Genomic DNA, 6,300 nt, shown 5'->3' with positions numbered 1-6,300 from the left:
CTATTAACAACAGCGCCTCCTTAGTTTCCCCCGTATCCCGTGATACGGGTTTTTTTTGCACAGAATATTGCAGTCTCGGTCTTAGCTGGGGCTTTTTATATTCAGATGAACAGGTGAGGCCACTATGCGCATTGCGTATTCGTAGTTTTGCCCTTCCTCTTGAGATATATCAGTAGACGCCACCCGCATAAACTCTTGCACCAGATGCTCCAGCAATAGCTCCCGGCTAAAGAATTGGCTGTTTTCACCATTAAGCAGGTCATCAACAGCCTTTCCAATAATCTCATGCACGTTTTTCATAGCCACTCCGAATGATGGTTAAAAAATAAGCATATCAGGCTGGTGGTTTGGAAGCCGATATAAATATCACCGCGCACAAACTTATCGCCCTGGCCTATGCCGGGGCTTTTTCATATCTGCGCCACGCTCGGCGCATTAAACCGCAGAGTCTTTCAGGGTGAGCCTTAGCAGTGGTCAGTGTGACCTCGTCTGCGGGCTGTCCACTCTGAGCGTAAGGCTCACCACTAAAGGATGTCACTATGTTTGGTTTTGGTAAAAAAGCACGTAAAGCAGTTGCTGAAGTTAAGAAATTTGAGAAACGCGACCTGGCGCAGGCAGTAATCAATGCGGCGTGGTTGGTGGCTTATGCTGATGGTGATTGCTCAAATGTGGAAAAGGCTGCAGTAGACCAGGTGTTGCGTGCTAACCCAGTGCTGGGTGCATTCACTTCTGAAATTCAGGGCATCAGCGCGACAATCATTGCTCAGCTGGAAGCCAACTACAAAGTTGGTCGTCTGGCGGCGTATCGAGAAATTGAAGATTGCAAAGGTGATCAGCGAGAGGCTGAAGATGTTCTGGTGACGGCGATCGCTATTGCTGAAGCAGATGGCAATATCGAGGAACAGGAGAAAAAGGTGCTGGATGAAATCGCCAACCGCCTTGGACTGCGTCTGGAAACCTACCTTGATTAACAAGGCCCGCATACTGATAGTCGCCATTCTCCTGTTTCTGGTGGTGGCGATCGACTTCACTGGAAAGATGATGTCTATCCTGGCTGATGGCGTTCTGGTATTGGGTGTTGTTGCTTCGCTCTGGCCGCTAATCAAAAACCAAAAATAGTTCTCTGCAAAAGGCATCCGGAAGGGTGCCTTTGACAAAGAGTTAAAACACCACCCGAAAGGGATTTTTATTCCCCTCACCTGAGAGGAAACACAGCAAAAGAGAGGTTGTTATGACCCTGAAATTTCAGATTTCATTCCCCACGGGAGACCTACGATTCCCGTCGAATTACTGTGAAACACTTAAACAAAAAACCAGTCTCCTTGAGGGGACCACCAGGCTTTTAGTGTGCGATATCGTAGTGAGCGGAATCACTGATGGGGAGAACTCGGCGAAGCTTAAGTTTTCTTATGAAGAGGTCTACGCTGTCGATTCAACAATTGACGGCATAATGAAACGTGCCGAGCAATTTGCTCGCGATTTCTGCACTAAGATCGGAATTGGCGCGGCATGACCGCGCCTGTCGTTCTTATTCCGCTTTAATCTCTGGCAGCTTATCAAACATCTCACGCGCGATGGCGTGCACTCGATAGGCGTACTCTGACTCAGCTAATTCTCTTGGATTCTTCCCTGCGTTCTCAGAACCGAAAATTGCCTCAAGAGCCTGTGCGTTATATCCAAATATCTCTTTGGTGGTTTTGCCTGAAAGTTTTGCAGTGACAGCCAGATAGAATGGCAATACTTTGTCAATCACCACATCATGCTCAACAAGCTGTGGTAAGACGGTATCTAATTGCTGGCTTAATGGTTTCATATAATCAATTTTATTCATTACAACTCCTGGTAAACCGAGGTCATCAGCCAGACTTTCGGCGATAAACACCCATGCTGACACATGGGTGGGCTGAACCTTCAGGCTACCAGACAACACATTCACCTGATTGATACACCTCAACTTTCTGCCTCGCTTACGCGGGGCTTTTTTATTCCCATCACACAGCACCCGCAACTAGCGAGGTGAGAGCATGCACCGAATGGATAAATTGACCACTGGCGCAGCCTATGGCGCCTCAATTGGCAGCATAGCCAATGGCATCCTTAACGCCTACAGCCCTGAACAGTGGAATGCTATTGGTGTACTGGCCGGGATACTGATAGCCATCCTGACTTATCTGACCAACCTTTATTTCAAGATCAAAGAAGATCGGCGCAAGAATGGGAGCCAACATGAACCCGACACTTAGAAATAAGCTGGTGGCCACGATAGCCAGTGGAGCAGGGGCAATCACAATTGCTGGTGTGATGCTGGGTAATGCTGATGGTGTAGAAGGCCGTCGATATTACGCATACCAGGATGTAGTGGACGTCTGGACTGTTTGCGATGGTCATACGGGCAGTGATATCCGTCGTGGGTATCGCTATACAAACCGGGAATGTGATGCGTTGCTTAAGTCAGACCTGAGCAAGGTTGCTAAGGCTATTGATCCGTTAATTCGTATTCCTATACCAGAGCCAACTCGCGCCGCTCTTTATTCTTTCACCTATAACGTCGGTGCCGGAGCTTTTGCCAAATCCACTCTACTGAAGAAGCTGAATACAGGCGATATCATTGGCGCTTGTGATGAGCTGAAGCGGTGGACATTTGCTGGTGGTGTGCAGTGGAAAGGGCTTATCTCCCGCAGAGATATTGAGTACGCAGTATGTACCTGGGGACAGTAATGAAAACTCGCTATCAGTTACTCATCATCGCATTTGTAGCTGCTGCGCTGGGCGGCATTGGTTACGCACTGCATTACAACGGCTATGAGTCCGGCAAGTTCGACGATAATCAGGCCTGGAATATCAAGTGGGCCGAACGTGATGGAAAAGACCTCCTCGAACTCGCCGGCCGACAAGAGCAGGAGCGCACCGAAGAACAGCGCCGCCAGAACGAAATCAACCAGGTAACCGCAGATGCACAAACTCAACTCGACAAAGCACGGCTTGATGCTGCTCACGCTGAGCATTCTGCTGACCAGTTGCAGCTCACCATCACAAACATCCGGCGTCAGCTCGCAGCAAGTGAAACCAGCAAGCTTTCCTCCGCTGCCACTGCAGGCGCGGCAAGAGCCACCGCTACCGATATGTTCGCCCAGTTGCTTATCGAATCAGACAAAGCGGCGGGTGAGTATGCAGCAGCGGCTGACCGCGCTCGAATAGCTGGCCTGGCATGTGAGCGGTCATACGATGCTGTAGTGAATCATGCTGAGTAGGTGCGAGATTATATTTTAGAAAATATCGTCAATTCACATATGACAACACAATCAGCCTGGCTCCGGTCGGGTTTTTTTATATCAGAAGGAAATTACATGTTTAAGTTTGGACTTAACCAGTTAGTGGAAATTGCTGTAAGTGGCGAGATGGGCCACATCAAAGGCCGTGGAGAGTATTCCAATCACATCAATGGCTACTATGTGCATTACAAGGCCGGTGATGGCCGCGCAGTGACATCATGGTTTGATGAAAACGATATTATTGCCGTCGAAGATAAAGCGAGTGGTGGTCAACCCATCTTTGTGGTTGATGCCCCCGAAGCCGCTGCGGTTAAGCAGTAAGCTATTACAAAGCCCATCTGCGGGTGGGCTTGATAATGGTTACTATGGTAATTTCACCCATCAAATTTTGAGGGGAAGAGATTATGCAGCTAGTTAAAGTTAGCTCTGCTGTGAGCGCGCTGCTGTCATGTGTTAATGCCGCCATCATTCTATGGGAAGATGTATTTTTTGGAGTCAAAAGTTCTCAGCCGATAGTGAGTATTATTGTCAGTCTGCTATTTGTAGTCTCAGGCATGGTTATATGGCTGGTTGGAAGCAACGCTGGAAAGCTTGCTGCCTGGGTTTCCCCTGAAGGACTGACAACTTATAAGCAGCTATCCGGGTCTCTCACCGTTATATTCGTGTTATGCGGATTAATCATGCTGTCTGTCATTTATGGGCTAGCAACTCGCATCGGCCAGGGCTTTTCGATATTCGGCTGAGCCTGCATTAGAGGAGGTGGCACAATCTGACCCATTGGCACTGTCATGTGGCTTTTTTAGTGGCTTACAGCAGGCATTAACTGAGGGCTGTGAATCTTTACAGGGCAACAACTTCTAAAGTTCAGTAGCTACTCAGTTAAGTCTGCCACGCTACTTTCCTGCAATGAATTTTCAGTTAATTTGACATATATGTTATCGACGATTTCTGACATAAATTCAGTCACTGGCGCTGAAATTATCTCTATATCGAATACAAGCGCTCCCCATATAAAGGTTAGAGCAATCAGTAGTGCATACAAAATTGATGCAGATAATCTGAGCAGCAGCATCTTGAAACTCCCTTTCTTTCTTGTTGCACTAATGTTGCATGCCTTTCTGTCTTTGTGAAAGCATATTATAATTTTTGTTGATTATGATCAATTAGCATAATTACTAAGAGTGATTATTAATCATATCCATTCCACTAAATGACATGTAGGTATTATCATAAGCATTCACTGAATACCTATGGAAATGGTGAGGTTTTCTTTCTGACGAAGCTAGAACATCTGCACCATAATTAGCGATACCTATTTCTTAGAGGGCGAAAGTATGCTTGAAGGGAGGTTGGAAACGCTTCACTGCGGTACAAACTGCTTTGCGGTTTATGGTAAAGAAGAAATACTTGCTGATTTTGTGGAGTTTGTTCAAAGAAAAGCCCTGCAACCTATCGATATCAGAATCATTGGTGGAGTCGATTCATTGGGGCGCACAAAAATAATCATTACTGGCAGCATGAATGACAATGCGTCATTCGATACTTACCATTTGGACATTTTGCACAACTACACACTCATCGATAAAATTTAACGTAAACACATCTAGGCGGTTTTGACTGCTACAACCCAAGCCACTGGCATCTGCTGGTGGCTTTTTTATGCGCATCGCACGCGCACCAAAGAGAGTCTTTCAGCAGTGAGCCTGGGTAATACCGTTACCTCTCGGGCGGTATTGTCGTGCGACAGGCTCACATCTAAAAGGAAATGAATATGAAGAATACTCACCAGATGAGCCGCGTGAAGGTGGCATTGCCACCGATGGGTATAGTCACCCATGATGACCAGGGCAATGCGATCAGGCTTGGCGAGAAGTATCGGGTTCACCTGTATGCCGTCAAGCCAGGATGGGAACAGCGCGGAACATTTGATGGCTTCATGGTTGGTTGCGCGATTGGTTCGGGTTGTAGCTCAAGTGAGTGCAACATAGCCCGCGATGTGATTGTGCCAGATGGCTACCAGATTATTGCTTTGCGTATAGGTGATAATAACCAGCCGGTGTCATGGGAAAGCCTGCCGGTTGAGTTTGTCGGTGGCTACTTGCCAGGGTCTGATGCCGTTGGTTTTGATGCATCATTTCTCGGGGAAAACCCAGCCAGTAGCAAGCTAAGCAGCGGCTACACCATTGAAGTGGGCACTGATAAGGGCGGAAAGCAGTACGCTGCAGGTATGGCTGTTGGTGTAGGTGACGCCGCCACAAAAACCCGACTATCTGACGATATGCGCGATGCTGTTATTGATGCAGTGCGTGAGAGCAGATTGTTCGCTGAGCTAATACCTCAAAGCAAAGTGGAGTTTCTGGCTGAGCAGTTCAAAGTTACCAGTGGTGCTCTGGGGTCGCCACACAACAGCAATGTCATTACTGTGAACATCAATACCCAGCACAATGATGAAGAGTTAAGCGCCGTTATCGCGAAAGCTATTCAGGCCAGCCTGCGTCCAGGCGGCCTCATTCATAACTCTATTCAAAAGCGTTAGTTCATATCAACCCTTCAATCAGGCAGGTATTCCAATGGCTAAGAACTACTATCAGGACGGCAGTACCATGGACTGGAAGAACGGTACCGGTAAAGACGTGGCATCAGGTCAGCCGGTAATTGTTGGTGATCTTATTGGTATCGCCCAGCACGACATCCCAGTTGATGCAGACGGTGAGCTGATGATGACCGGCGTGTTTGTCTTGCCCAAGGTTGCCGCAGGAACGTGGCAGCGTGGTGTACAACTGTGGCTGACCAAAGACGGCAAGCTGACATCTGATGAGAAGGACGGTACAGATGCCAACGCGTTTGCTGGTACCGCATGGATCACCACTAACCCGAACGACCCCGAAGGGCGCGTGCGCCTTGGCTTCTGACCCGCACCGACCAAAACCACACCAAATGATAATCACTATCATTTTAAAAGGTACTCCCGGGGACCCGGCCTGCCACGAGGCGACGGGCACGCGGAAAGCGGCTAGTTTTTGATTTT

General features: G+C 48.0%; 14 protein-coding genes. 11 read left to right on the top strand and 3 right to left on the bottom strand.

Annotated features, from left to right (window positions below; translation table 11 throughout):
* Nucleotides 1-81: 81 nt before the first annotated feature.
* Nucleotides 82-300 (bottom strand): hypothetical protein, encoded by a 219-nt coding sequence (locus tag M977_RS22645; RefSeq protein WP_064519097.1) that lies wholly within the window; start codon nucleotides 298-300, stop codon nucleotides 82-84.
* Between the two features lie 239 nt (nucleotides 301-539).
* Here M977_RS22645 and M977_RS22640 point away from each other — a divergent pair, with 239 nt between their 5' ends.
* From M977_RS22640 to M977_RS25565, 3 genes are all read left to right on the top strand, one after another.
* The gene (locus M977_RS22640; RefSeq protein WP_064519095.1) at nucleotides 540-971 is read left to right on the top strand and encodes a tellurite resistance TerB family protein; all 432 of its coding nucleotides are present in this window, start codon (nucleotides 540-542) and stop codon (nucleotides 969-971) included.
* Complete coding sequence (locus M977_RS25365; RefSeq protein WP_245163535.1) at nucleotides 964-1,119, top strand: DUF3927 family protein; 156 nt, start codon at nucleotides 964-966, stop codon at nucleotides 1,117-1,119. The genes M977_RS22640 and M977_RS25365 overlap by 8 nt, the downstream gene beginning before the upstream one ends.
* Nucleotides 1,120-1,231: 112 nt before the next feature.
* Entirely contained in the window at nucleotides 1,232-1,513 is a 282-nt protein-coding gene (locus M977_RS25565; RefSeq protein ID WP_064519091.1) for a hypothetical protein, read from the top strand.
* Nucleotides 1,514-1,528: 15 nt separating this feature from the next.
* Here the strand turns inward: M977_RS25565 and M977_RS22625 are convergent, their stop codons facing one another.
* Nucleotides 1,529-1,831 (bottom strand): hypothetical protein, encoded by a 303-nt coding sequence (locus M977_RS22625; RefSeq protein ID WP_064519089.1) that lies wholly within the window; start codon nucleotides 1,829-1,831, stop codon nucleotides 1,529-1,531.
* A 193-nt stretch (nucleotides 1,832-2,024) separates the two neighbouring features.
* Between M977_RS22625 and M977_RS22620 the strand changes: the two genes are divergently transcribed.
* The 5 genes from M977_RS22620 (at nucleotide 2,025) to M977_RS22600 (ending at nucleotide 4,015) form a co-directional block, all read left to right on the top strand.
* Nucleotides 2,025-2,243 carry a class II holin family protein gene (locus tag M977_RS22620; RefSeq protein ID WP_064519087.1) on the top strand — a complete coding sequence of 73 codons (219 nt, stop codon included), beginning with the start codon at nucleotides 2,025-2,027 and terminating at the stop codon, nucleotides 2,241-2,243.
* Nucleotides 2,227-2,718 carry a lysozyme gene (locus M977_RS22615; RefSeq protein WP_064519085.1) on the top strand — a complete coding sequence of 164 codons (492 nt, stop codon included), beginning with the start codon at nucleotides 2,227-2,229 and terminating at the stop codon, nucleotides 2,716-2,718. The genes M977_RS22620 and M977_RS22615 overlap by 17 nt, the downstream gene beginning before the upstream one ends.
* Nucleotides 2,718-3,251, top strand: a complete 534-nt coding sequence (locus M977_RS22610; RefSeq protein WP_064519083.1) for a DUF2514 family protein — start codon at nucleotides 2,718-2,720, stop codon at nucleotides 3,249-3,251. The genes M977_RS22615 and M977_RS22610 overlap by 1 nt, the downstream gene beginning before the upstream one ends.
* Before the next feature lie 96 nt (nucleotides 3,252-3,347).
* A complete protein-coding gene (locus M977_RS22605; protein WP_064519081.1) occupies nucleotides 3,348-3,593 on the top strand; it encodes a hypothetical protein in 246 nt (81 codons plus the stop codon).
* A gap of 83 nt (nucleotides 3,594-3,676) precedes the next feature.
* Entirely contained in the window at nucleotides 3,677-4,015 is a 339-nt protein-coding gene (locus M977_RS22600; RefSeq protein ID WP_064519079.1) for a hypothetical protein, read from the top strand.
* A gap of 128 nt (nucleotides 4,016-4,143) precedes the next feature.
* On the opposite strand, the gene M977_RS22595 is transcribed toward M977_RS22600, so the two are convergent.
* Entirely contained in the window at nucleotides 4,144-4,344 is a 201-nt protein-coding gene (locus M977_RS22595) for a hypothetical protein (protein WP_064519076.1), read from the bottom strand.
* Nucleotides 4,345-4,606: 262 nt separating this feature from the next.
* On the opposite strand from M977_RS22595, the gene M977_RS22590 reads away from it, so the two are divergent.
* The 3 genes from M977_RS22590 to M977_RS22580 all read left to right on the top strand — a co-directional run bounded on the left by M977_RS22590 (nucleotide 4,607) and on the right by M977_RS22580 (nucleotide 6,184).
* Nucleotides 4,607-4,864, top strand: coding sequence for a hypothetical protein (locus M977_RS22590; RefSeq protein WP_064519074.1), 258 nt, complete (start codon nucleotides 4,607-4,609; stop codon nucleotides 4,862-4,864).
* A gap of 179 nt (nucleotides 4,865-5,043) precedes the next feature.
* A complete protein-coding gene (locus M977_RS22585) occupies nucleotides 5,044-5,808 on the top strand; it encodes a phage tail tip fiber protein (RefSeq protein WP_064519072.1) in 765 nt (254 codons plus the stop codon).
* Between the two features lie 34 nt (nucleotides 5,809-5,842).
* Nucleotides 5,843-6,184, top strand: coding sequence for a DUF2190 family protein (locus M977_RS22580; protein WP_064519070.1), 342 nt, complete (start codon nucleotides 5,843-5,845; stop codon nucleotides 6,182-6,184).
* Nucleotides 6,185-6,300 lie beyond the last annotated feature (116 nt).

This window comes from Buttiauxella gaviniae ATCC 51604, assembly GCF_001654835.1.
GTDB lineage: Bacteria > Pseudomonadota > Gammaproteobacteria > Enterobacterales > Enterobacteriaceae > Buttiauxella > Buttiauxella gaviniae.
This window is presented reverse-complemented; position numbering and strand designations above follow the sequence as displayed.

What these genes read in the sequence shown, in the direction of transcription:
- M977_RS22595 (WP_064519076.1), bottom strand. Translation starts at nt 4,344, where the DNA reads ATGCTGCTGCTCAGATTATCTGCATCAATTTTGTATGCACTACTGATT.
- M977_RS22640 (WP_064519095.1), top strand. Translation starts at nt 540, where the DNA reads ATGTTTGGTTTTGGTAAAAAAGCACGTAAAGCAGTTGCTGAAGTTAAG.
- M977_RS22580 (WP_064519070.1), top strand. Translation starts at nt 5,843, where the DNA reads ATGGCTAAGAACTACTATCAGGACGGCAGTACCATGGACTGGAAGAAC.
- M977_RS22610 (WP_064519083.1), top strand. Translation starts at nt 2,718, where the DNA reads ATGAAAACTCGCTATCAGTTACTCATCATCGCATTTGTAGCTGCTGCG.
- M977_RS22620 (WP_064519087.1), top strand. Translation starts at nt 2,025, where the DNA reads ATGCACCGAATGGATAAATTGACCACTGGCGCAGCCTATGGCGCCTCA.
- M977_RS25565 (WP_064519091.1), top strand. Translation starts at nt 1,232, where the DNA reads ATGACCCTGAAATTTCAGATTTCATTCCCCACGGGAGACCTACGATTC.
- M977_RS22645 (WP_064519097.1), bottom strand. Translation starts at nt 300, where the DNA reads ATGAAAAACGTGCATGAGATTATTGGAAAGGCTGTTGATGACCTGCTT.
- M977_RS22605 (WP_064519081.1), top strand. Translation starts at nt 3,348, where the DNA reads ATGTTTAAGTTTGGACTTAACCAGTTAGTGGAAATTGCTGTAAGTGGC.
- M977_RS22615 (WP_064519085.1), top strand. Translation starts at nt 2,227, where the DNA reads ATGAACCCGACACTTAGAAATAAGCTGGTGGCCACGATAGCCAGTGGA.
- M977_RS22590 (WP_064519074.1), top strand. Translation starts at nt 4,607, where the DNA reads ATGCTTGAAGGGAGGTTGGAAACGCTTCACTGCGGTACAAACTGCTTT.
- M977_RS22600 (WP_064519079.1), top strand. Translation starts at nt 3,677, where the DNA reads ATGCAGCTAGTTAAAGTTAGCTCTGCTGTGAGCGCGCTGCTGTCATGT.
- M977_RS22625 (WP_064519089.1), bottom strand. Translation starts at nt 1,831, where the DNA reads ATGAATAAAATTGATTATATGAAACCATTAAGCCAGCAATTAGATACC.
- M977_RS22585 (WP_064519072.1), top strand. Translation starts at nt 5,044, where the DNA reads ATGAAGAATACTCACCAGATGAGCCGCGTGAAGGTGGCATTGCCACCG.